The organism is Paraglaciecola sp. L1A13, from assembly GCF_009796745.1.
In the GTDB taxonomy this organism is placed as follows: domain Bacteria; phylum Pseudomonadota; class Gammaproteobacteria; order Enterobacterales; family Alteromonadaceae; genus Paraglaciecola.
The window spans coordinates 986,190-1,010,455 of sequence record NZ_CP047024.1 but is presented as its reverse complement, the minus strand read 5'-3'; the positions used below and the strand labels follow the sequence as shown (position 1 = coordinate 1,010,455).

Genomic DNA, 24,266 nt, shown 5'->3' with positions numbered 1-24,266 from the left:
AATGACTCAAGTAGTTAATTTTCCAAATAATATTGAAAAAATCAAGCGCGAAGCGAGCGATTGGATTGCCCGTATTGAAAGAGATGAGCTTACGACTGCTGAAAAGGCTGAGTTGAATAATTGGCTTGCAATAAGCCCCGAACACGAAAAGCAATTAATACGACTCTCACAGCTGTGGGACACAATGTCAGAAATAGGAGAGCGTAGCTCGATTGAAGAGCAATCAACAAGGAAACTAGAAAAACGTACTTTTTTTGGTCATTTATTTACTCAATTTACCTATAAAACAGCAGTTTTAGCTTCCCTAATTATCGCTATACCGTTTCTTTTCTATTTACAAACCATGTTGGAAAACACTTCAAAAAATGGCCAGTACTTCACCCAAATAGGTGAACAAAAAAATATAATATTGACCGATGGCTCCGAGATATTACTAAATACAAACAGTATGGTAGAAGTTTCTTATAGTCGTGAGCAGAGAAATATTACACTTTTACATGGTGAAGCTAATTTCGGCGTCGCGCCTGACAAAAGTCGGCCTTTCACTGTCAAAGCAGGATCTGGCGATATTCGAGCACTTGGGACTAATTTTTCAGTACGTCTTGATGGGAATTTGGTTAATGTCTTAATATCTCATGGAACAGTACGAGTCAGGGCGAAAGAAAAATCAAATGAAGTCCCTAAAACAGACCAAACTGGGTATCGAAGCAGAAATGAAGTTATTGTTGGTGCGGGTAATAACGTTGTATTTGATGATTATGAAGTTGAGTCTGTTGAGCGAGAAAGCGATAAATCCATTGCGAAAAAACTGTATTGGAGAAAAGGTTTCCTATCTTTCGATGATGAGCCATTATCGGATGTGATAGCTGAATTATCGCGTTACACCAACCTAAATATTGTTATTGCGGATGCGTCAATTCAATCAATGAAGGTGGGTGGATTTTACCCCATAGACAATCTGGAGACTGTTTTTACTACTTTGGAATTAAATCTTGGTTTAAAAGTGAAAAAAATGAGTGGGGGAAATTACTACATCACTAATCCGAATAGCTAAACATGTTACCAATCAAATTAATGCTAATTATTTTAAAAAAAAGTAGCGGATTTCTCTTTTTTATTTCTCTGTATAGAAGAGTTGAATCGCAGCCTATTGTTTGCTTCGTCTGTTTCGTTTCACAAATTGTCGTTTTCAATTTGAAGTTTGAAAAACGATGATTCGAAAGATACTAAACGCTGTCGTATTTATGTTGCTCGTTAGCAAATCGGCGTTCGCTTCAGAGAACAATGATCTGACAAAACAAAATATAACGACTGTCTATTTTGACATACCTGAAACGTCCGCCGGAGACGGGTTAAGAAACTTTGCGCAAGCAACTAACTTAGCATTAATTTTTCCGCAAGCTCTGGTGACTTCAATGAAAACAAACACCCTACGAGGTCGCTTTTCGGTTGAAGCTGGGCTGATTAATTTGCTTGCGGGGACTGGTCTCAAAGGGTCAATTTACGCGAACTCTACAATTTTTATTGAATCAAGTGGCGATGATTCGAGTGCTTTAAAGGGTTCTCGAAAAACAGATAATATGAACAAAACAAGTTTGAAGGGGAAAGTAAAAACTAATGATACTGATGTTGTCGTATCTATTCCACCCACTAAGGTGTCGGTTGCTAAGGAAAGTGAACTTGAAAATATAGTCGTCACAGGAGTACGAGGTAATCCTCGAACCGTTATCAAAAGCCCTATTCCCATCGATGTTTTCAGCAGTGAACAACTTGAACAGCAAGGTCAAGCAGGACTCTTTGAATCATTGCGATTTCTTGTTCCATCACTAAATTTACCGCAACGTTCCGGAGGAGGAACGGGAACGTTTATAGCATCAGCAGGCTTAAGAGGCTTGAATCCAGATCAAACACTTGTATTAGTTAACGGCAAGAGGCGCCACAAGACCGCATTAATCAATACCAGCACTGGCTTATTCAGTGGTTCAGCTGGAGTCGACTTAAATATGCTCCCTACCTCCGCAATAAACCGTATCGAAGTACTGCGAGATGGGGCATCAGCTCAATATGGCTCCGATGCCATCGCTGGGGTGATAAATGTTATTTTGAAAGATAAACCTGGAACGGGCAGAGCTGTCATTTCCTCTGGAGAGAACTTTGATCGCAGTGACGGCGAAAATCTCAGTGTTGGCATAAGCAATGGATTCGCCTTAGGTGACGATGGTTATATCAATCTATCCTATGATTTTATTGAAAGTAAATTATCCAACCGTGCTCGCACTTTAGCGTTACCCGAAGACGGTGGACGAAACCTATTTGCCCTTTTAGAAGACGGAAGCTTTGATCCTAGAGAAAGCAGCATTGATCGTATGGTGACCAAGAATTTTGGTAACTTCCCGCAAACGACAAATATTTTTGGTGTACATGCTAAGGCTAGTCTTCATGACACCCAGCTGTATAGCTTTGCTTCTTACGCTCATCGTATATCAGATCTGACATTTACTTACCGACTTCCTAGTGACACGCGTAATATTATCGATATTTTCCCTTTAGGGTTTCGTCCAGAAGAGCAAATAGAAGAAAGTGATTTTGAAGTGGTCGCAGGTCTTACGGGTACGAGCGTAGAGTATGATTGGGATTTATCAGTGAGCTACGGCTTCGATGATACCTCTTGGAATAATACCAGCGGTGTAAATGCCAGTTTAGGCTCAGGCAGTCCAACCTCGTTTTTTCTGGGTAATATGAACTCAGAGGAAATGATAATTCAACTGGATGCCACCCGCTCTCTCATATTAGAAAACAGCGATCTTCAAGTATCATTTGGTCTGCAATATCGACGAGAAGGTTTTGAAATACTCAAAGGGGAGTATTTAAGTTACGCTGACGGGAATAATGGGTTAGAGCCAGGTGCACAAGGCTACCCAGGCTTTTCTCCTGAAGCCGAAAGTAACGTTTCTCGAAATAATATAAATGGATACATAGATTTAGCATGGGACGTTTCCGAAAAGCTCTTTTTAGCAGGCGCGCTACGTTACGAAAAATTTAATGACTCGGCTGGTGATGAAATATTGTGGAAAATAAACCTCCGCTATGAGATAAGCGACAGCGTGGCATTTCGGACTTCGATAAATACTGGCTTTAGAGCACCAAGTATTCAACAATTGGGCTTCCGTGGTAGTCGTGGACAATTCACCGATTTGGATAACGACGGTTTCGCTGAAATTATTGTGTTACGTCAGACTTTACCTCCGACCGATCTCGCTGCAAAGGCTTTAGGGGCAGGTCCTCTAACTCCTGAGACATCCGTTAATGTTAGCGCTGGGATTAGCTACACCCCCCTAGAAAATACATCCTTTACCATAGATTTTTATCAAATCGATGTAGATGACCGTATCGCGCAATCTTCTCAATTTAATCGCGGCGATAAACGTTTGGCTTTATCTGGCGGTACTATTGGTAATGAAATTTCAGCCCTTCTTGATGAAGCAGGCATTGATGCATCATTAGGCGCTGTAAATTATTTTACGAATGCCATTGATACACGAAGTCGTGGCGTCGATATCGTTGCTACGTGGTCGCCTAAAATGGTGATGGGCAATCTAATCCTAAGCGGTGCAATTACAACAAAGTTGATGTTGTTAATTCGCTGGAAAATCCACAGGAGTTATCAGGTTTAGTGTTAGCTGATGGCTCGCAAATAGAGCAGTTCGATCGTGAACGTTTAGGCACCTATACCGATGCAGTACCTGATTCAAAACTTAGCATTTCTACCAAATACGGATTAGATAAATGGCTGATAAATGCTCGCGCCACTCGCTTCGGTCGATGGACAGTCAAGGGTACTACTGAGAATCTCGATACAGATAACCAAGCAAAATGGATAGTTAACCTAGAAGCCGGTTATCAATTAGAAAATGGACTCGCGTTCTTTGCTGGCGCTAACAACATCTTCAATGTTTATCCAAAGGAACGCTTAGCTAATTCTTTAGGGACTAACTTCTATGATACGTATTCGCCCTATGGTTTCACTGGAGGAAGCTGGTACATACGCACTTCATATGCATGGTAATCAAAATGATTGCCGGTAACCCAATGACAATAGAGACGTTTGATAATGATGAAAAGTAAATTTTACAAGGTGAATTTACCCACACTGTTTAGCACTTTGCTAAACAACATTTCAGCAACTTTTACGTTGATTCAACGCAAAAAATTTAATACTGCGGGCTTCGTTACCTGCACATGGGGTTAGTAAAATGAGTAAGATTTTAAAGAATGGGATCCTAGGGTTAACGTGCTTACTTTCGCTTAACACCATAGCTGAAACATACACTATTGGTACTGGTAGCCAGAGCGGTACCTACTATCCACTTGGGGGGATGTTAGCGAAGATCTGGAGCGAAAATATTGAAGACTTTGATATGCGAGCTGAAGTAACGGCTGCTTCAGTAGAAAATACCATCAAAGTTGCTACCAAAAGACAACTCGCCGGAATCGCCATGGGTAATGTGGTATTGCAAGCGCATGAAGGTGTTAAGCCTTTTCCTCGTAAAATGGATGTAGCCGTTTTATTTGCTTTGTACCCTAATGTGGTTCAATTCGTTGTATCAGCAGACTCAGATATACAGTCAATTCAAGACTTAAAAGGCAAACGCATTTCACTGGGTGCGCCTGGCTCTGGGACACGCGTGAGTGCAACTAATATTCTTTCGGCCTTGGGCATAAGTGACAAGGATATCGATGCTCAATCTCTAAATTACACCGCGACAACCGATGCTATTTCAGCAGGTCAGATAGATGCAGGCGTAGTCGTAGGCAGTGTCGGTGTTGGTGCAATCACTGAATTGGCGTTCACTCATAAGATTAGAATTCTATCGTTTACACCAGAAGAGCTTAAAGCTGTTTCGGATAACAATGCGTCATATCAAGCAATGGATGTTCCAGATGGCAGCTACAAGGATGTTACCGCGTTTAGCGCACCAGCCGTATGGAATATCCTGATAGTAAACAAGGATCTCGATACCGACCTTGCTTATCAGATGACAAAGGTTGCTTTTGAGAATATGAAAAAAATCAATCAAGTGATTAGCGTCACTAAATATACAACGCTTGAAAATATGAACAAACTAGACGGAATCAACTTACACCCCGGATCGTTAAAATATTTAAAAGAACAAAAGTAAGTTGCATACAACTAAACAATCACGCTGATGAATGGTAATTGAGGCGGATAGTAAATATTGATTGCAGCAAATAAGGATTCAAACCGCTGCAGTCAAGCACCAGCCTAAATTAGAAATACAATCACAAAAATGAGTGAGTTGGTAGCCATCACGACTACCTTCGGAGAATCGCATGACGGATCAAACAACGACGAGTAATTGGGTAACAAACAAAGTTGTGTTAATTGCAGCGTTGGCGGCAATAGCATTATCAATCTTCCAAATATGGCAGGGCATAACCGCAGATTTATCTGCGCCTGTTTTTAGACCCATCCATTTAAGTTGGGTACTAGTCTTAGTCTTTTTAACTATTCCGTTAGTTAAGTCCCAACATTCCTCAGCGCTATATCTATTTGGTCGTTGTATTGACGTAGTTTTTATCATTGCCACTGCGTGGGCTTCATATCACATTATTTCCTTTGATTACGATGATATTTCTTTTCTACTCGATGGTTTAACGACGCTGGACCAGTTGTCCGGTTTAATTATTATCGTGTTATTGCTTGAAGCAACACGCCGCACAGTCGGTGCAGTAATGGTATTAATTGCGGCACTATTTTTGTTCTATGCAATTTTTGGCGACGCATTGCCTTCAGTTGTGGCCAGCAGAGGGTTTTCAATAGAAGAAATTGTCCGATTCCATGTATTTTCAACCAATGGGATCTACGGTGCGCCACTTGCAATTGCCGCAGGTGTAGTATTTATTTTTGTATTATTTGGAGCCTTTTTACAGGTTACGGGGGCAGGTAAGTTTTTTATTGACGCCTCTTTTTCTATCGCCGGAAAGTACAGAGGCGGACCAGCTAAAGCCAGTGTTATTGCTTCTGCAGCTCTAGGCTCAATCTCAGGATCCGCCATTGCCAATACTGTGACAACTGGCGCATTAACAATCCCTATGATGAAAAAACTTGGCTATAAACCAGAGCAAGCTGCCGGTATTGAAGCCGCTGCATCAACGGGTGGCCAGATCATGCCGCCTGTGATGGGCGCAGGTGCTTTTGTGATGGCACAATTTACCGGCATTCCTTACAGTGAGATATTATTAGTCTCTATTGCACCAGCCATATTATACTTTACTTGTACCTTGCTGTATGTGCATTTAATGGCTTGCAAGCTAGGCTTACAGGGTATGGAAGTGACTGAAAAAATCTCTACTGTACTAAAAGATGGCTGGCATTTTTTAGTGCCATTAATCTTAATAACCACTCTGCTACTGATGAGTTACTCGCCTATATTAGTGGGTATTTCTGGGTGCGTTGCGATATTGGTCGCAGCAATGTGTAGAAAACACAGCCGAATTACGATAGCGGTCTTTTTTGCAGGTATGAAAGAAGGCGCATTACTAGCGCTACCTATATCAGTAGCTTGTGGTACCGCAGGCATTGTTGTTGGTGTAGTCGGCCAAACAGGTATTGGCCTACAGTTTACACAATTTTTAATGGCCCTTTCTGGCGGTTATTTATGGTCTGTACTAGGACTTATTGCAATTGCTGCCATTATTCTCGGTATGGGGTTACCGGTAACGGCTGCATATATTGTATTGTCAATTATGGCTGTTCCAAGTTTAACTGAGTTAGGCGTTGGTTTACTCGCTGCGCATATGATTGTATTTTGGTTGTCGCAAACCTCTAACGTAACCCCCCCGATTGCTTTAGCTGCTTTCGCAGCCGCCGGTATTGCCAACACGTCACCTATGAAAGCTGCAGTCCAAGCTTTTAAACTTGCTCAAGGATTTTTTATTATACCGATCATGATGGCATTTTCTGGGTTGATCTGGATGGAAGGTCAAAATATTGATTTTGTTAAAGCTGTTATTTTAACGTTTGGATTAATCATCTCCTTTGCAGGTACTATTGAAGGAAGATTAGCAACCAAACTCCCAATAGCCGCCCGTGGCCTATTATTATTAGCAGGGTTTACTATGTTGGTACCTAACCTTTTTATCAATACTTTGGGTATTGCTATTATCATAGTCACGACGATAATCAACTATCGCGCGTCTAAGTTAGAAAGATTGCAACCTATTCCTGTTCGCTAAAAGTCGCCTAGCTCCGCTATTGGTCTGAACAAATCAATAGCGGAAGTATCACTCTTTGATAACGATGTTTGACAAGTTGCCAAGCACGAAAATGAAGATATTGCATTAGACCGCTCAACCTTCAATGACTTCATCTCTAGGCTGACGCGCATAGCCGTCACGCTAAAGATTGATGCTTAATTGCCTTCATATTCCTGAACGTACAATAGACGTGATGTATTTAACATTGACTGTCTCGATTCAGCTGTCGTTGATATTCAAGTATCTGTGCGCTTCTTCTTTTTTTTAGCTCGACGAATTCCGGTCGTGTTGCCTCTTTAATTTACCGCGTTATAGCTAAGCGCTGAGTTATTTTGAAAAAAAGTAGCGGTTTTTTCTTTTTCAATTCTCTGTATAGGTAGATTGAACAGCAGCCATTTTATGCTGACGCTCAACCTGAAGTTGGAAACAGTTGATTCGAAAGGTATTAAACTTTGTTGTACTTACATTGCTTATTAGCAAGTCGACGTTAACTTTTGAGATAAACGTTCCGGCCAGCTAAACAATAATGACAATGTATTTTGACATACCCGAACAATCTGCCGGAAATGAGTTAAGAGACGTTGCCCTGGCTGCTAACTTAGCTTTAATTTTTCCTCAAGTACTTGTGACCTCAAAAACATAAAACACATTGCGAGGTCACTTTTCAGTTGAAGCCGGTTTCTCGTTTTGCTTGTCGAGAGAGGTCTGTAAAGACCATTGACTCGAATTCTACCATTTATATTGGAGGAACAAGCTGCGATGACCCGAGTGCTTCCTAGGACTAACAAAGAGCAGAGAATATGAAAAATAAAAACGTAAAGGGTAAAGTGAAAATTGGCACTTATGGTGTTATCGCGTCGATTATGGCCGCCTCGTCGGCGGTAGCTCAAGAAGGAGACCTACCCTCAATGAGCAATGATAAAGCAGCCGACCTAGAAAACATCGTAGTTACTGGGGTGCGAGGCAATCCCAGAACAGTTATTGAAAGTCCAACTCCTATTGACGTGTTCTCCAGTGAACAACTTGAGCAACAGGGACAAACAGGGCTATTCGAGTCTCTAAGATTCCTTGTTCCATCTCTTAATCTTCCACAGCGCTCTGGCGGCGGCACCGGAACATTTATAGCATCAGCTGGTCTACGAGGCTTAAATCCAGATCAAACCCTTGTTTTAGTGAATGGTAAAAGACGCCATAAGACCGCGCTAATCAATACCAGCACGGGCTTGTTCAGTGGGTCAGCCGGGGTCGACTTGAATATGATCCCCTCTTCTGCCATAGAGCGTATAGAAGTACTGCGAGACGGTGCATCTGCACAATACGGTTCCGATGCTATCGCTGGGGTAGTCAACATTATATTAAAGGATGATGCTGAGGGTGGAAGAGCTGTTGTAAGTACCGGAGAAAATTTTGATCGAGGTGATGGCGAAAACTTTAGTGTCGGCATAAACAATGGTTTCGCACTCGGTGAAGACGGTTTCATTAATGTATCTTATGATTTTAAAGAAAGTAAATTATCTAATCGAGCTCGCACGTTGGCGCTGCCAGAAGATGGAGGTTTAAACTTATTTTTACCGCTTGAAGATGGCAGCTGGGACCCTAGAGAATCTTCTGTCGATCGCCAAATCACCAAAAATTTTGGTAACTTTCCACAGCAAACCAGTGTTTTCGGCGTAAACGCTGGGACTAGCATTGGGGACCTTGAGCTTTACACTTTTGCTACCTATGCCAACCGCAGCTCTGACCTCACTTTTACTTATCGACGTTCTTATGATGCCCGTAATATAGAAGAGATTTTCCCCCGCGGCTTTCGCCCTGAAGAACAAATAAAAGAAGATGATATTGATATCGTTACCGGTATTAAAGGAAGTAATTTTGATTTTGACTGGGATTTCTCAGTGAGTTATGGCAGCAATGAAAGTAGCTGGTATAACACCAGCGGTTTGAACGCTAGCCTAGGTACAGCAAGCCCTACTTCGTTTTTCCTAGGCGAAATGAATGCAGATGAGATGATTGCTCAGTTTGATGCTACGCGGGCTGTTGTGCTTGATGACAGTGAATTACAAGTGTCTTTTGGGATGCAATTTCGAAAAGAATCTTTTGAAATTGTGAAAGGAGAGCCACTTAGTTACGCCGATGGTAACAACGGTCTATCCCCTGGTGCCCAAGGCTTTCCTGGTTTTGAGCCTGAAGCAGAAAATGATATATCGCGCAACAATATAAATGCTTATGTCGACTTAGCATGGGACGTATCTGAAAAATTCTTTTTAGCTGGCGCATTACGTTACGAAGATTTTAATGATTCTGCTGGCGAAGAAGTGCTTGGTAAATTAAATGCGCGCTACGAGATTAATGATTCAATCGCGTTAAGAACATCTATTAGTACAGGATTTAGAGCCCCGAGTATTCAACAATTAGGATTCCGCGGTAGTCGTGGACAATTTGCCGATTTGGATAATGACGGCGTGGCTGAAACGATTGTGTTACGCCAAACCCTGCCCCCAACAGATCTTGCTGCGTTGGCATTAGGAGCCGATCCACTTACACCAGAGACATCCGTCAATTATAGCGCCGGCATTAGCTACACTCCGGCAAAAAATATGTCGTTCACCGTCGATGTTTATCAAATCGATGTAGATGATCGCATTGCACAGTCTTCGCAATTTAATAGAGGCGATACACGATTGTCCTTATCTGGCGGTACTATCGGTGACGAGATATCAACACTCCTTGATGCGGCAGGCTTTGACGCATCATTAGGTGCTGTAAACTATTTTACCAATGCGATAGATACCCGTAGTAAAGGCGTTGACTTAGTGGCTACATGGACACCAGAAGTCAATATGGGTCAACTCACGTTAAGCGGTGCTTATAACTACAACAAAGTCGATGTTGTTAGTGTGGACGATAATCCAGAAGAATTATCCGGTCTAGTACTCGCTGATGGTTCACAAATAGAGCAATTTGACCGCACTCGTTTAGGAACTTATACCGATGCAGTTCCAGATTCTAAAGCCAGCTTATCGGCTAATTATCGCATAGATGGCTGGGTAGTAAATGCTCGAGCAATTCGTTTTGGCGAGTGGACCGTGATACGCAGTACAGAAGCATTAGACACTAAAAATGAAGCTAAGTGGATTGTAAATATGGAAGCGGGTTATCAAATGGAAAATGGTCTTGAGTTCTTCGCGGGTGCCAACAATATCTTCAATACTTATCCTAAAGAGCGCACAGAAAGTTCCTTTGGAACAGGTTTTTACGATACCTATTCTCCTTATGGGTTTACAGGCGGCAGTTGGTACGTGCGCACGTCTTACGCTTGGTAGTTTTTTAAAATTTGAAATGGATGAGACGGGTTTATGTCGTCTCATCCAAATTCAACCAAATCTTGCAGTTAAAAGTAACCATGCAAAAAGCACGTCCAGATTTCTTAAGATATTTTACCTAAACATCGCGGAAGCTGGCAAAAGTTAGATAGTCATTAGGAGGAATATAATGATAAAGACTAAATATTTTAAGATGCAGACAATAGCTGCGATATGCACCCTCGTAAGTATTAGTTCTATTGCGTCAACTACAAGTTTTACACCAATTCAAACTGAGACTTTTAATACTCCAGGCTCAGTTTCTAATGCCTGGGGCGATTATGACAAAGACGGGGATCTCGATTTATTAGTCTCGATAAAGGGCGGAGAAGTTCGCCTTTATCGTAATGATGACGGCGTTTTTGTAAGTGTTGGCAAAGAATTAGGCCTCCCATTTAAGGGGGATCAGATACGTGGTGTTTCATGGGGGGATTACGATAACGATGGTGACTTGGATATATTAGGAGGCTCAAATGAGATGCCAATACCAAGTCGGAGCTATGTTTTTAGAAACGATGATGGAAAAGCGTTTGTAGAAGTCGCTGAATCCATAGGGCTAGCAATACCAGGTCGTATTAGCCGCCAGTCAAACTGGATTGATTACGATAATGACGGAGACTCTGACCTTTATGCAGCCAACCGTACTGGGGCAAACCAGCTTTTGCAAAACGAAAATGGCGTATTTAAACCGCTAGGGTATGCATCAGGCGTATATGATTCTAGAAGAACAGTAGGAGCTTGTTGGTTTGATATTGATAACGATGGTGATTTAGACTTTTTCTTAGCCAATCAATCAGGTGACAGCGATACTGTTGGTAGAAACGATATTGATAAATTTGTTGATATAGCGCCTGAACTTGGCATGGATGAAACACAACGCCTTTATTCAGAGGGCGGCGTGGGTTGTGCTGTAGGCGACTACAATAACGACGGTTATATTGACCTGTATGTCACCACCTATGGAGAAAACCTACTGTATAAAAATAACGGTGATGGTAGTTTTGAAGAAGTAGGAAAAACGCAGGGCGTTGTTGATCCAGACCATTCAGTCGCAGCAGCATGGGGGGATTACAACAACGATGGTTATCTGGATTTAATGGTCGTTGGGTATCACAAGGTCAATGGCCAATCGGAGCCGCTTGGTAAGCTTTACAAGAATACAGGCTCCAAGTTTGAAGTAGACGATAGTTATCCAGAATTAACCTCTGCTGGGGATCATGGAGTGGAATGGATAGATTATGATAATGACGGCGACTTAGATCTGTCTGTCACTGATGGCTACGGGGCTACGGGCGGACACTTTGTTTTTAAAAATGAAATGGACGAAGCAGCGCGCGCTAAATCTATTGCAGTTCTCGTATTGGACACTCAAGGAAATTATACGCAACAAGGTGCAGTTGTGAAATTCTTTGATGCTGACGGTAAAATACTCGGTTCAAGGATAGTATCTACAGGAGGCGGATATAATGCACAAAGCGCTCGACCTGTCTATTTTACCTTGCCAAAGTTACAACCCATAACGGTAGAAGTGAACTTTATGGGAAGTGAAAAACTAAGCGTAGAAGTCAAGGATATTACAACCTTAGCCAATAAACCGCTAATGGTGCATAGGCCTGTTACTTCTAAATAACCTAGGTGCAAACTTCATAAATACGTTATGAAGTTTGCTGTTTTTTTCACATATACCGCCCTATCGTTCATTCAAAATAATTTGTACATTTATGGTACCAATATCGAAACGACATTTTTCAATCCCCAGCCGTAATAGCTTTTTTCGACAATATTATTTATCGCTAAAAGTTTTAAGCAGACACCGACACACATGTTGTTGAATCTAGTATTTCAACGCCAATCTCTTATATAACAACAATTCCAATCATCCTAACGATTTTAGGACACCCAGTTTGTCGGCGACACCTTTTAGATGCTTTCATTGCATAAGACTTAATGCGATGGCGATGTTTATCGATATTGATATTGATATTGATATTGATATTGAAGACTTCAAGAGTGGGTTATATCTGCCACTGCAGCAATGTTATGGTAGTTGTTAGAAGCAGATATTCGCTATTTGTAATCCCTTCACTCAATTGGTTATTACGCAGACACTCAGCATTCTTTTTTGATTATATTAGCGCTGATACAAGTCAATCAGTAAGCGAGAAAAGCGAATGAAATAACAAGTACTTATGATTAGGTATTTTCAATAAAGCGACTATATATCTACTGAAATTTATATAAACGCTAACTGGTGAACTGAAAAGTGTGTGTGAGCCGCAGGGCCACTCACACATCACCGAACTGCTTTACTTCGCTCTCGTTATGGAACGATTGGTAATACTATTTTTGAAGGATATTTTTTGCTCATATGAATGGTCTGATTCGCTATTTTCATTTCAGAGGTCTTTGCAAAATCAGCTCCCGTGTTCAGGTTTCTAGCTAACCTAGGAAAATTACTACTGGTAATATCAATTCTTATACGGTCGCCAGGTGATAATTTATAACTGGTTGCCCACATATCAATGTCGTACTTGTAAACCTTGCCTGGCTCGATCAGCTTAGGTTTATCAAAACCTTCTCTATATCGAGCACGAATAACGCCATCGACAAGATTCAAGGCGCTTCCATCAGGTTTAACAACAATTAACTTAGCCATAAAGTCTGTATCAGGAGCACTGCTTGAAGCATATATTTCAGCACTAATCGGTCCTGTAATTTCGGTTGCTTGAGTAAATGGTTCGGTCACAAAGCGCAGTATATCTTCCCGTCCATCTAGCGGCTTTTGATCAAAAGGACCACGCAACTTAGCTGACATAATATTTCCGCCCAACGTCGGCACAGGGTCAGCGGGGTCATAGTCATATTTCATGCTGGCTGACTTAGCCGTTGAGGCCTCTGCAGAAAGTGTGTTGTCAGCATGAATATAGAATGGGCGATACGTAGTTCTCGCTAACGGCCATTCCTGTTCATCCCGCCAAACATTTTCTCCCATCACATAGATTCTGACTGGAGCCTCACCTTCTTTTATACCACTCGGCTTAGCATCGCCTTTCATCCAATAATTAAACCATTCAAGCAGCATTGCGGGTGCATCTATAAGGGAGTTGTCACCAAGCTGCATATCCCCAATTTTCGTTTGCTGGTTCCATCCATGAGGCCACGGTCCAATAACAAGACGTTGTCCTTTTCTTGCTGTTTCAGTTGCGGCTTCTTCGGTCATTGTTTTGTAGCTACCAATAGTGCTTCGTAAGAAAACATCGTACCATCCACCGATATTCATCGCAGGTACTGCCATTTCATTGGCACGCGCTTCCAAATTCAATGGTTTCCAATATGCATCATCTGACGGGTGATCAATCCAATCCTGAAAATGTTTAACGTTGAAACCAACACTTTCAGCTAGTGTATCAAGTGGTAGATGCTTAATTTCATTTACCCAATCGACTGGAAAAGACATGTTTGTTTTACTACCCACTAACCCGATTCCCCAACTCGCACGAGACAGCAATGAAAAAGCGCCTCCAGGATATGCTACATCACGATAATAATTCCCAGGGCTTACAGCTGGTGCTATTGCCACTAATGCAGGATTACGATTAACGGCAGCAAGCCACTGAACCGAAGCTAAATAAGAAGAACCAAACATACCCACTTTACCGTCAGACCAAGTTTGATCTGCTATCCAATTAAGCGTGTCGTCACCGTCATTTATTTCTTGAAAATAAGGATACCACTTCCCATCCGAATCATATCGACCACGCACAGACTGAAAAACAAGAGCATAACCATTCGAGGTCGCGAATTTAGCGTATTTTTGTCGCCCTGCTGCAGAGCCGTTGGTATATATATCCCTTATTAAAAGAGTTGGATAAGTGCCTGTTTTCTTAGGGAGGTATACGTCGGTCGCTAGCTCAACTCCATCTCGCATCGATACTGGAATGTGGTACATCTTTTTAACCGTTTCAGGAAAGTCATCACTATATTTAGCAAAACTTTGCGCCTGTACTATTGGCGATAATCCAAACGCCACTAAAAGGCCAAAAATTAGATTACAAAATCTCATAAAATCCTCACAAGTTATATTTTTTATTAAGGTCTAGTGTTTAAGAGCAATATCTAACGTTTTTCCGCTACTGCCATCGATAAACTTCCGTAATTATTTTAATAATGTTTAATTTCTCTTAGAACGATCGACTAACACCAGAAATGTAAGAGTAAAAACCATTAGCAAGTTATTTCCAATAACTAAAATTAAAATACAAGCATTCCTAGTTAACTCTAACTTGTTCAAGCCCCGAGGATCATTACTTGGTAAACTGGACGCTGACGTCACATCACCACCAGAGTCGCTATGCGCCAAAACCTGATTTACTTTTTACTGAGTTTGCCTATTTTGATTATGCTGGCATGGTTTTATTTCGATAAGCGCAAGATAAAATCACGTGAGTTAAAGCGTATCAAACTGCAAGCTCAGCCTTTACCTCCCGAGTATGTGCATATATTGCAGACTAAATTTCCTTTGTATTCACGTTTACCCAGCGACTTGCAGCGCACGCTTAAGGGTCATATGCAGGTTTTTTTAGCTGAAAAAGACATTATCGGTCGTGGCGATTTTGAAGTAACCGACACCGTTCGTGTGTTAATTGCCGCTCAAGCATGCTTGTTAATCCTCAATCGCCCTGGCAATTACTACCCCGGTTTTCGTAGCATTTTGGTTTATCCAGAAACTTATGTGGCAAATAGCACGCACAGAGACGGTATGTTGCAGGTGACCGCGACCAGTACTCGCGCAGGCGAGTCATGGCAGCGAGGTCCGGTTATTTTGGCATGGGATCACGTTTTGCAAGGGGCACGTGACAGTCGCGACGGACACAATGTGGTTATGCATGAGTTTGCCCATAAATTAGATGAAGAAAATGCCGCGATGGATGGTTTGCCACTTTTGCCCACCCCTGAGCAATATAAACAGTGGTCAGAAGTGCTGAATGCTGAATTTATACTGCAACAGCAAAAACTCGCCGATGGGGCCGACGATGTGATTGATAGTTACGGGGCGACATCCCCCGCTGAGTTTTTTGCCGTGGTAACAGAAACCTTTTTCGAAAAGCCACATCAACTTGCCCATCGCCATCCCAAGTTGTATGAACAATTCAAACAGTGTTACTTACTTGACCCTAAAGAGTGGTTTACAGGCTAACAACTTGCCTGCATTTTATTACGTAAACCTTGTTAGCGATTTTTCATACTCGCTGGCGAATAAATTGTCTACGCCTTGATAATTGAGAGGGAGACAGACAAAAATAGCTTTTCCGCTAAGAGAAACTACTGTAAATAAATATATTTAAAGTGGTTAAAGTCACCCTTTTCACGGCCGCCTCACCCAGAGAATATTTCACGTTTACTCAGATTATGTTACGCAACTTTTACCGCGTTAATAGTTCAAGTTTACCCACGAACGAAATCGCTGGTTAGTTTACGGCTGGGGAAGTATGCGATGCCCGGCGCCATGGGTTATCCATAGAAATGGCTAGATTTTGTAGAAACAAGTTGGCTTTAAATAGGCTCAAAAGTCAGGAGAATAGCGTTTCAATATCTATGACTTAGGTTAATCATAGCAATAGGTTTTACCACGTTAAAAAGGTAAAGAAGGGCGTGAGTTTTATGTTCTACCCACTCCCTCTTTTCACATCCTGATTTACTCAGGCAAGGTAATATTTAGTTCCAGCACGGAACAGTCATCACTATTTTCTAACTGTACGGTAACCTGATCTTCATCGATATTCACATATTTACGGATCACATCCATGATTTCTTTTTGCATTAGCGGCAGATAATCTGGTTGCTGTCGCTTACTGCGTTCGTGTGCAACAATGATCTGCAAACGTTCTTTAGCAACAGACGCCGTATTCTTTTTTTCTTTCTTTAGAAAGTAATTAAAAATGCTCACTATTTTCCTCCTAGTAGCCGCTTCAGAAATCCTTTTTTCTGTACTTCAAGAAAACGATGTTCGACTTCTTCGCCTAGTAAACGCGATACGGCATCAAGATACGCCTGTCCCGCTTCTGACTCTTGGTCTAAAATAACTGGCGCGCCTTGGTTAGATGCCTTAAGTACTGCTTCTGATTCAGGAATAACGCCCAATAATGGTACGGCCAAAATATCTTCAACATCGGCAACGCTTAACATCTCAGCGGCTGCAACACGCTCAGGGTTATAACGGGTTAATAGCAAATGCTCTTTGACTGTGCCGCCCTGCTCAGCTTTAAGCGATTTGCTCTGCAATATACCAATAATACGATCCGAGTCACGCACCGAAGAAACTTCAGGGTTTGTCACAACAATCGCTTCATCAGCAAAATACAGCGCCATCTGTGCACCCTGTTCAATACCTGCCGGCGAATCACAAATGATATATTCAAAGTCTTTTGCCAAGTTGGTTAAAACAGTTTGCACGCCTTCCATAGACAACGCATCTTTATCACGGGTTTGTGAGGCTGGTAGAATAAATAAACCTGGGGTGCGCTTATCTTTGATCAGCGCCTGGTTTAATGTGGCTTCTTTTTTAATCACATTAACAAAGTCATACACGACACGTCGTTCACAGCCCATGATTAAATCGAGGTTACGTAAACCTACATCAAAATCAATCACGACTGTTTTAAAACCACGCAAAGCCAAACCAGTTGCGATTGCCGCACTTGTCGTTGTTTTACCTACGCCACCTTTACCGGACGTTACTACAATAATTTTAGCCACTTAAATCCCTCAATAACTGTTTTAATCAACCCATTGTTAAACTATGCGTACACCGCTAAATAGCTTCAACCTGAATGGATTCACCGTCTAAAAATACTTGTGCTGCTTCTTTCCAGCAGAGCTCACGTAGTTTTTCATTTAATATAAAATAACCAGCAATAGAAACAAGCTCAGCTTCCATCTGCCGACAAAAAACTCGCGCATTTGTATCGCCTTTCACACCTGCTAAAGCTCGTCCTCGCAATGGTCCATAAATATGGACATGGCCATCTGCTAACACTTCAGCACCTTGACTCACCGCAGCCATAACGATCAAGTCACAACCTTCAGCATAAACCTGTTGTCCAGAGCGCACTGGCTTGGTAATCACCTTACTGGGGCGATACTCTAGTTCTTTTTCAACAAGTTGCTTTACAGGCTCAACTTGGGCTGATTTGGCCTGAGCCGGTTCAGCTTGAATGTCGGTGCTACGGGTTTTGGCAGAAGGCAAGGATGCAAGACCCAAGCCCATAACGGTATATTTCAATTCAAGCGCAGCGCCACGACAAGCAATTGGCTGTAAACCCATATCGCGACAATCGGCAACAATTTTCTCTAATTGCTCATCTTTAAGCTCACCTTCAAAAGAAGCGAGGTTGAGCACAAGCGGAGAAGCATTAAAGAACTGCGGTGCGGTATTAATTTTTTGCTTTAACTGGGCAAGAAATAATTCCGCAGAGTAATCGTAAAGATCCATAACCACCGCAGTAAACGCGGTGCCTTTCATCTGAAAACACACATTTGCCATTGGGCAACCTTAACCTACTAATAAAAAACTAATTAACTAACTAATTCATCTGCCTCAATTTAACATGCAGTTGAGGACAATCATCTGAAAGCGACGAAATCTGGACGCCACTTTAGCAAATAGACTCAACTTCAGGAAACGAAACTAACAACAGATTGACAAATTTATGACGTAAGTACAAAAGTACCGGACTTACTGGGCTATAAAGCGAAAATGGCGAAGTGAAAAGTATTATTTCGTATGAATTGTGCGACATATTCGGCTTTACTCATTCGTATACGCCATTCTATTTTTCACAGTTATCTATAGGACATTCCGCGCCATCGCTGTTTCGCCTGCAACTTTGTGTAGTGTTGCAATCACACGCCCCTCAAAAGACTGCAAGCAAGGAACTAGCCATATCTCACCTAACTTGAATAACGCAGGTATTATTCAAGTACGCGCCATCGCTAGACGTCTATCATTTTACTTCTTACACCTCTAAATCAAGTGTGTCTCTTGGGGATAAAAACAACACAGGCGCCCCAGATATAACCATCTTCTCGGTGTAATTCACCCAATCAATCCGGTTTTCTTGATTATCAAACAGTTTTATCACGTCTCCTTTGTTGTTCAGTTGAATTGAACCGAGTTGCTTAACCACAACAGATTCACCAGGCGCAAGTACTACTTTTCCAATAGTAACAGGCTTATCCTGATTGTCTGATAAGGTCCAGTCAGTCAGGTCAACGTCCACAGCGCCTAAATTAATAAGCGCAATCCACTCATTGTCTTTATCACGGCCCTTGGGATTGACCATAGCTGCACTGATATAAATATCCACTACATCATCTTTCACCGTCTGACGCTTTGCTGTCGTATTTTGAATATCAGCGGGCTTGGCCACTTCTATCAGTTCTGGGATCAGTACCTGCTCACCATCGACGATTTTAGGGCCCGATATATTAGTGGCCGTCGTACAATGCAGCATAGGATTAGCATGATAAATTTCAGGTTCAAACTGTAATCCCGTCAACTCTTCGATAAATGCAACGGTAGTTTGGTATGTCTGGTTATTATATTTCTTTCGACCTGACTTATCAGCCAAAGCTTTTTCATCTTGAAACATAACAAAAGCCCTCACTTCCAATTCATCTGACGTGTTAATAAAGCAAACAATCTTAAAAAATCCAGCGGGTACAAGTGCTAAGGGATGACCACTGGGATGCACACTGCGTTCGTAGTCAGCATAAAAAGGACCCGAAAAGGATGTGATTTTTCCATCCTTATCTAAATTTAAATCGTACACCCAGTCTTCCAACCCTAGCCATTCATCACGGTTCAAATTAACGTGTTGTAGACAAGCGTTCGTATAATAAAATGTTTCGTTAGAGGCTCGCTGAGCTTCAATAGGATTATCGCCCCACGCAGCCGTCGCGCGTCTTGCCAGATGACCACGATCCCAATCATTATTCTGGTAATACGCGTTGTCTAGCTGGCATTCTTTATTTATTCGCGTGTCTATACGCCATCGGTCGCTGCGGCTGGTTGTTTTAAATTTTGATTGGTCAATATTCAGTGCAACGTATGCAGCTGAACGCCTTTCATCAGCGCCATTCATCACTAAAGAGTAATGAACATAATCAGCGATATAATGACTAGAACGATCGTCATCACGCACTATATCCACCTCAAGATAGGGCGCAAAACTCGGCAAAGGCAAAATATAGTGATCCAAAAAATTAGGATCGTAAGCACTCATAAGCAGAACTCCTTTTAAAAATGGCACAGGAGAAGACAGCATAAGACCAAGACTGTAACTGCTCAGCTCAGCTCAGCAGCAAGTTATGCCGAGACTATGCTTGCGCCCTCCTCTGAGATTAAAAAATGTGCAGCAACATTAAGTAAAGCTTATAAATCTTTATCTGAATAATATTTCCTAATGGAAAACAAAAGCGCACTAGGGCCCTAGGGCCCTAAGCTTAGTTTATAGATGCATGTGCATATAAATATAACGAAAATTATTTATACGGATCACACGGCAATTTACCGTGAAAAAGACACCCAACACGGTAATGTTCAGAATGAGCCCACGATCAGCTGAAGATAAACCAATGAATAGCCACTATATTCATGAAAAAAAGTACCAATATGATTAGCAAATCTATAAAACTAGTACCCTAATAGTAATAGATCGCAAAGGATCAATATGTCAGACACCATAGTTAAAACTCGCATTACAGATATGCTCGGTATTGAAAAACCTATAATTCAAGCCGCCATGGGCTGGATTGCTCGCTCACAACTTTCATCAGCAGTATCAAATGCAGGCGGTATGGGCATTATTGAAACAAGTTCTGGCGAACTTGATGTCATCCGTGAAGAAATTTTAAAAATGCGTGACCTGACAGACAAACCCTTCGGCGTAAATATCGCCCAAGCGTTTGTGCGCGATCCCAAAATTCTCGACTTCATCATTGATCAAGGCATTAAGTTCGTTACTACGTCAGCGGGAGACCCAACAAAATATACAACCAAACTCAAAGAAGCTGGTTTGACCGTATTTCATGTGGTGCCTAACCTCAAAGGAGCGTTAAAAGCAGTTGAAGCAGGGGTTGACGGACTCATCGTTGAGGGCGGTGAAGGGGGCGGTTTTAAAAACGCTGACGATGTATCGAGCATGGTGCTAATTCCGCAAGTTTGCGAAGCAGTAAATGTGCCTATCGTTGCAGCTGGAGGTATTATGGACGGGCGCAGCATGGCTGCAGCGTTCGCACTTGGAGCAGACGGCGTATTAATGGGCACGCGTATTTTAAGCGCCATTGAAAGCCCAGTTCATCAAAACTGGAAAGACGCAATAATTGCTGCTGATTCTACGGACACGCTGTTTCTTAACCGCTCAGGACCCGGCCCAGCATTAAGAGCACTACGCACCGAACGTTCAACACGTATCTTAAATGAAGGATCCGAGAATATTTTCAGCGAATTTCAAGACACACAAGCAGTCTACTTTGGTGGCAACCTAGAGGCAGGGATCGCACTAACCGGTCAAGTCGCAGGGCGCATTAAAGAAACAAAATCGATAAAACAAATATTCGATGAAACACTCACCGAGTTTGGTGAGGTGACAGGTCGTTTAGCTCAACTTAGCGTTAGGTTTCACAACTAAATGTTTCATCTAAATTAGTTTAGTTCACTGGATAAATAAAAATGCCTAGCTGAACGCTAAGAGTATGTTGAATAATAACTGTCTATTGTATTCGTGATCGTTGATCAACGATCGTTGTTCGTCAATACCATCCGCAATATTCAGCTTGATGAACAGACACGCCTATCATCAACTTATTCTTTAAATACCAAAAGGGTCCTGTGTTTTCATAGGACCCTTTTTAGTATATTGCGCACAGCGAAGAGCGTTGTTAAGCCCTTATAATCTAGATACCTATACCCTTGAACCCATAGATTAAATGTGACAGAGCAAAACGCTGTCACACAATACTGGCTTTATGAGCTAACTGAGATCAAAACAACCCAGAAAAAAACAGACTATTAAGGAACAGTTTCTCGGTGCCGTAAAAATATCCACGAAAATTAGGATCGTCGCTAAATAAAATCACACTACCTTTGCCTTTGCTTTGGGCAACCAACATTGCCTTACCCGCTAACTGTTGCTGGTTTTGCTTGGAAGCATAACCAGTGAGTAAGGCATTTTCTGGAATTTTCACCACGGTAGCATAAGGGTTTTTTGGTGGTTCAAATGCGAGAAGCCCGCTGCGCTGGGTCGCAATAGCCCTGCGTGCATAGCCATAACCGATTGGATGCGTGTTATCTAAATCACCGGACATAATGGCACCACCAATAATATCTTGGGCCTTCACGTGATCTTTTTCGCCGTAGTCGATACGTTTTTGCAGCGCTTTTTCGCCCGCTTTAATCTTAACCGTTTCCACGTTCAGCATTGCTTTAGCTGCCCATTTGGCACCATCGCCAATACCCACCAGCGAGCCACCACCTTCAACCCAATTTTCAATATTTAATGTCAAATCGGCACTGATATCAGCATACTTTCCGTCGGCCATCACTATATGGCTATAAGGTTGCAAATCCATGTTATTTAGGTCGTTCTTGGTGACCATCACTACAGGCATTTGCATACGTTTATCGAGTAAATGCCAAACCTCACCAGCTTGGTATTGCGACATGCCAGGGCCGATGACCAATAGCACCTTAGGTAACGTAACCGCTTCAATATAATTGCTGCCCAAGTCCATACCAACACTACTGGTGTGCGAGCTATCAAGAGCAAATACTGGCACACCGTCAACGGTCGCGGCCTGTTGCATAATTTGCGCTAATTTATCGCTATCCGCCTTACTATCGATACCCCCTTGCCATCCAACCGAGACCATCACGCTGCCCCGGCCAAATGTATGTTCGCCTTGCTCGGTTTTTGCTTTAAAAGGAGTACGAGCAATGCGTGGTAAGAACCCAGCGTCTAGTAAGCGATACAACACCTTGGGCGCATAATAATGTGACCAATCAAACGCATAGGCGACGTTAGCTTTAGGCGGCGCTGAAAAAGTCGGAAACACAGGGCTGATTGCGTCGCCCACTTTGTAATTGCTGCGTGTCAAAGATTTAAATTCGATGCCAAAGGCTAAGGGCATTGTCCATCCAGATACGTCATAAAAAGTATTATTTTCAAATTTGGTGATTTTTTCGAATAAGCCTTTAACCATGGCATAACTTGCCTGATCAGTTTCCACAACATAGGCTTGCTGAGCTTTAAATATCATGTCTTTAATGGTCAAATCTTTCGTTAATGGTTTAACCTTAATTTGATTCCGTTCAAGTAACTGTAAAAAATGAAACAGTCGGGCTGGATCTTCTGGGGCAGCAAATACATAACCTTTGATATCGTCTTTATCTGCATGTTTACTGCTGTTTTTAGCAAAATCACGTTGATACGCTAATAAACTCTGACGTTTTTCTACGGCATTATTTAACAGAGCTAAACCTACACGATAGAACGTGCGGATATTGTCACGAAATGACAACACACCTCTTGGGGTCTCCAATAAACCACCAGAACTAGCTTGCTCAAATAGAATCCCCAAACTGCCGTACATCAAAGGGTAAGTAGCACCTTTGCCTAAATAAAAATTGTCATAAGACTCTTCGTTAAAATATAAGCGTGCTTCGCTATCCATAAAGTCCCGAGGACCCTGTACAACTTCACTTAACAAGGTCATGGCTTTTTTGTCGATCAAGGGATGCACCCTATCTGGCGCACCAGGATGAAAGTAGAATGACTTGTAAGAGCGCATCTCATGAAAGTCAGCCACAATATTGGGTCGCCATTGATGGAACTTACTCACCCAAGCAACTGGCTCGGGTTGCTGTTGCAACATCCACTGGCGGTTTAAATCAAACCAATAATGATTAGTACGCCCAGCGGGCCAAGGTGACCGATGCAGCACATGATTGGGATCACTCACAGCAACCTCTGATGAATATTGCCAGTTCCAGCCAGATTCTCGAGTATTACCGTCAGGATTGAAGCTGGCAGTTAGCAAAATAATACTGTTATCAAGCAAACTATCAATAGCGTCGCCCTGAGCGGCAGCCAAGTGATAGGCAATCGGCATGGCTGAGTCAGTAGAGCTAACTTCACCACCATGTACACCAAAGTTAATCCAGCTAACCACCGGCATATCAGTCGTTGATATAGTCGATTCACTAATATCTTGTTGGGCAAGATGTTGTAGACGGATCTGATCGAGTTTTTGCTGATTAGCAGGTGAGGTAATCGTTAAGGTGACAATTGGACGATTTTCATTGCTGTAGCCAATAACGTCATATTTCACTCTATCTGACTGGCTCGCGAGTTGCCTAAAATAAGCGATCATCATGTCATTACGGGTCATATGCTGACCTAAATCATGCCCTAAAAATATCTCAGGAGGAGTAACTGCGCCATCGAAAATACTTGATGGCGCATAAAGGGAGTCTATTTTCGGCGCAGATTGTATTTGGAAACTGATTACGCAAACAATGCTTAGCACTAGCGTTTGCAAAGATGACAATAATTTACACATAAATAC

Annotated in this window: 15 protein-coding genes; 9 read left to right on the top strand and 6 right to left on the bottom strand. The window is 42.1% G+C overall.

From position 1 onward, the window contains the following. The first annotated feature begins 1 nt into the window (after position 1). From GQR89_RS04090 to GQR89_RS04065, 7 genes are all read left to right on the top strand, one after another. On the top strand, positions 2-1,054 hold the full coding sequence (locus GQR89_RS04090) for a FecR domain-containing protein (protein WP_158768885.1): 1,053 nt from the start codon (positions 2-4) through the stop codon (positions 1,052-1,054). A 361-nt stretch (positions 1,055-1,415) separates the two neighbouring features. Further along, positions 1,416-3,674 carry a TonB-dependent siderophore receptor gene (locus tag GQR89_RS04085; RefSeq protein ID WP_255455673.1) on the top strand — a complete coding sequence of 753 codons (2,259 nt, stop codon included), beginning with the start codon at positions 1,416-1,418 and terminating at the stop codon, positions 3,672-3,674. Next, the gene (locus tag GQR89_RS21625; protein WP_255455672.1) at positions 3,674-4,066 is read left to right on the top strand and encodes a TonB-dependent receptor; all 393 of its coding nucleotides are present in this window, start codon (positions 3,674-3,676) and stop codon (positions 4,064-4,066) included. Before GQR89_RS04085 ends, GQR89_RS21625 begins: the two co-directional genes overlap by 1 nt. Positions 4,067-4,253: 187 nt before the next feature. Next, on the top strand, positions 4,254-5,180 hold the full coding sequence (locus GQR89_RS04080) for a TAXI family TRAP transporter solute-binding subunit (protein WP_158768884.1): 927 nt from the start codon (positions 4,254-4,256) through the stop codon (positions 5,178-5,180). Between the two features lie 172 nt (positions 5,181-5,352). Beyond that, complete coding sequence (locus GQR89_RS04075; RefSeq protein WP_158768883.1) at positions 5,353-7,257, top strand: TRAP transporter fused permease subunit; 1,905 nt, start codon at positions 5,353-5,355, stop codon at positions 7,255-7,257. A gap of 821 nt (positions 7,258-8,078) precedes the next feature. Continuing rightward, positions 8,079-10,601, top strand: a complete 2,523-nt coding sequence (locus GQR89_RS04070) for a TonB-dependent siderophore receptor (protein ID WP_158768882.1) — start codon at positions 8,079-8,081, stop codon at positions 10,599-10,601. Positions 10,602-10,770: 169 nt separating this feature from the next. Continuing rightward, positions 10,771-12,270, top strand: coding sequence for a VCBS repeat-containing protein (locus tag GQR89_RS04065; protein WP_158768881.1), 1,500 nt, complete (start codon positions 10,771-10,773; stop codon positions 12,268-12,270). A 690-nt stretch (positions 12,271-12,960) separates the two neighbouring features. On the opposite strand, the gene GQR89_RS04060 is transcribed toward GQR89_RS04065, so the two are convergent. Continuing rightward, positions 12,961-14,703, bottom strand: coding sequence for a CocE/NonD family hydrolase (locus GQR89_RS04060; RefSeq protein ID WP_158768880.1), 1,743 nt, complete (start codon positions 14,701-14,703; stop codon positions 12,961-12,963). 288 nt (positions 14,704-14,991) lie between these two features. Here GQR89_RS04060 and GQR89_RS04055 point away from each other — a divergent pair, with 288 nt between their 5' ends. Next, positions 14,992-15,837 carry a zinc-dependent peptidase gene (locus tag GQR89_RS04055; RefSeq protein ID WP_158768879.1) on the top strand — a complete coding sequence of 282 codons (846 nt, stop codon included), beginning with the start codon at positions 14,992-14,994 and terminating at the stop codon, positions 15,835-15,837. A 498-nt stretch (positions 15,838-16,335) separates the two neighbouring features. Here GQR89_RS04055 and minE read toward each other — a convergent pair whose 3' ends face one another. The 4 genes from minE to GQR89_RS04035 all read right to left on the bottom strand — a co-directional run bounded on the left by minE (position 16,336) and on the right by GQR89_RS04035 (position 19,924). Then, positions 16,336-16,587 (bottom strand): cell division topological specificity factor MinE, encoded by a 252-nt coding sequence (gene minE / locus GQR89_RS04050; protein WP_158768878.1) that lies wholly within the window; start codon positions 16,585-16,587, stop codon positions 16,336-16,338. Beyond that, positions 16,587-17,396 (bottom strand): septum site-determining protein MinD, encoded by an 810-nt coding sequence (minD, locus tag GQR89_RS04045; protein WP_158768877.1) that lies wholly within the window; start codon positions 17,394-17,396, stop codon positions 16,587-16,589. The genes minE and minD overlap by 1 nt, the downstream gene beginning before the upstream one ends. A 55-nt stretch (positions 17,397-17,451) precedes the next feature. Then, a complete protein-coding gene (minC, locus tag GQR89_RS04040; protein WP_158768876.1) occupies positions 17,452-18,183 on the bottom strand; it encodes a septum site-determining protein MinC in 732 nt (243 codons plus the stop codon). Between the two features lie 472 nt (positions 18,184-18,655). Then, complete coding sequence (locus tag GQR89_RS04035) at positions 18,656-19,924, bottom strand: DNA/RNA non-specific endonuclease (RefSeq protein WP_158768875.1); 1,269 nt, start codon at positions 19,922-19,924, stop codon at positions 18,656-18,658. Positions 19,925-20,371: 447 nt separating this feature from the next. On the opposite strand from GQR89_RS04035, the gene GQR89_RS04030 reads away from it, so the two are divergent. Further along, positions 20,372-21,331, top strand: a complete 960-nt coding sequence (locus tag GQR89_RS04030) for a nitronate monooxygenase family protein (RefSeq protein WP_158768874.1) — start codon at positions 20,372-20,374, stop codon at positions 21,329-21,331. Positions 21,332-21,683: 352 nt separating this feature from the next. Here GQR89_RS04030 and GQR89_RS04025 read toward each other — a convergent pair whose 3' ends face one another. After that, on the bottom strand, positions 21,684-24,260 hold the full coding sequence (locus GQR89_RS04025; RefSeq protein ID WP_158768873.1) for a M14 family zinc carboxypeptidase: 2,577 nt from the start codon (positions 24,258-24,260) through the stop codon (positions 21,684-21,686). Between the last annotated feature and the right edge of the window lie 6 nt (positions 24,261-24,266).